Origin of the sequence: Niallia sp. Sow4_A1 (assembly GCF_052116745.1) — a bacterium.
GTDB classification, from domain to species: Bacteria; Bacillota; Bacilli; order Bacillales; family Cytobacillaceae; genus Niallia; species Niallia hominis.
In genome coordinates this window covers 1-1,580 of record NZ_JBQKKM010000114.1, presented here as the reverse complement: position 1 = coordinate 1,580, position 1,580 = coordinate 1, and the positions used below count along the sequence as shown (strand labels likewise).

Here is a 1,580-nt window from a genome sequence, read left to right as displayed (position 1 = left end):
CCTGAATTATTCATAGAAAATCATTAATTGGTTACAATCGTTATTCCAATAAGCTTTTTTGTTAAATGTTAATTCACTTGATAAATGAAAAAAGAATCCATTTCTGATAAGGTTAAAACAACGACGAAATAACCACAGAAAGGATTCTTATAATGGCTACTTTACCGCAAATTACCCTTGATTTCAATCGCAAAATTAAATTGTCAAATGATGGAGGGGATCTGTCCTCCGATACTGGTGAATTTCTTTTTAGGGAATTCGATGAGAAAATTGGATTTTCAAAAACACTAGAAAACCATTTGAGGTTAAACGATTCTAGGGCCTATTACCTCCATTCAAACGAGAACTTATTACGTCAAAAGATTTATCAAATGATTGCGGGCTATTCCGAGGATGATGCAGCTGATCATTTAACGAAAGATCCAGTTTTCACCCAAATCATAGGAACGCCAGCGCTCGCTTCACAACCGAGTTTATCTCGTTTTTACACACGTTTTGATAAAGAGTCTATTGATCATTTAAATCAAGCAAACCAAGAATTACTTGATAAAATCCATTCATTTCGGGGGTCCGAAGCTTTATTTATCGATTTGGATTCAACCCATTCTGATACTTATGGAAATCAAGAGGATTCTTCCTACAATACGCATTATGGAACAATGGGTTTTCATCCATTGGTTGCTTTTGATGGTGCTACAGGTGACTTTCTTAAAGCGAAGCTTCGTCCCGGAAATGTATATACTTCAAATGGTATTGTTGAGTTTATTCAGCCATTAATTGAACACTACAACCAAAAGTTCCCTGAAACGAATTTATTCCTTCGTGGAGACAGTGGGTTTGCCGTCCCCGACTTGTACGAATTGTGTGAAAAGGAATCCGTTTTATATGTGATCCGATTAAAATCTAACCTACAATTACAAAGTCTTGCTAAAGAATACCATCCTTCTTCTGCACCACGAGATGTTTCAGAAACAGAGCGCTATTTTGAAGAAGCCACTTATCAAGCCAAGTCATGGTCGAAACCAAGAAAAGTGATTATCCAATCGGTACGACCAGCTGGTGAATTACTTTTTGCCCATTCCTTTTTTGTTACAAATTTTGAAATAGCTTCTCCAAAAGACATCGTACGAGCTTATCAAAAAAGAGGAACGATGGAGAACTATATCAAGGAATCAAAGAATGGCTTTTATTTGGATCACATGAATAGTCATTCTTTTCAAGTCAACACGGTAAAAATGATGCTAAGCCTGCTTGCTTATAATTTAACGAATTGGTTACGAACCATTTGCTTTCCACAAGGTCAAAAGATGATGCAAATTGATACCATACGTACAAGGCTTATTAAAGTTGCCAGTAAACTAGTGAAATCAGGTAGATCTTATTACTTTAAATTGTCATCAAGTTTTGTCTATCAGAAATTCTTTTGGAACGTATTGGGTCAAATACAAAAACTCCAGATTGAGTAGCTTAACTTGGTTTTACCAACTGAAAAAAATTTAAATTTCAGTTAAGGGGAGAAGTCTGCCTAAAAATAGGACATTTCCAATGGGAAATAAATTAATTAGATTTTAAAGGTTAGA

At 35.3% G+C, this 1,580-nt stretch carries 1 protein-coding gene; it reads left to right on the top strand.

Annotation, left to right across the window (positions count from 1 at the left end; translation table 11 throughout):
• The first annotated feature begins 152 nt into the window (after nucleotides 1-152).
• Entirely contained in the window at nucleotides 153-1,466 is a 1,314-nt protein-coding gene (locus tag ACTQ5K_RS25370; protein ID WP_016205278.1) for an IS1380 family transposase, read from the top strand.
• Nucleotides 1,467-1,580 lie beyond the last annotated feature (114 nt).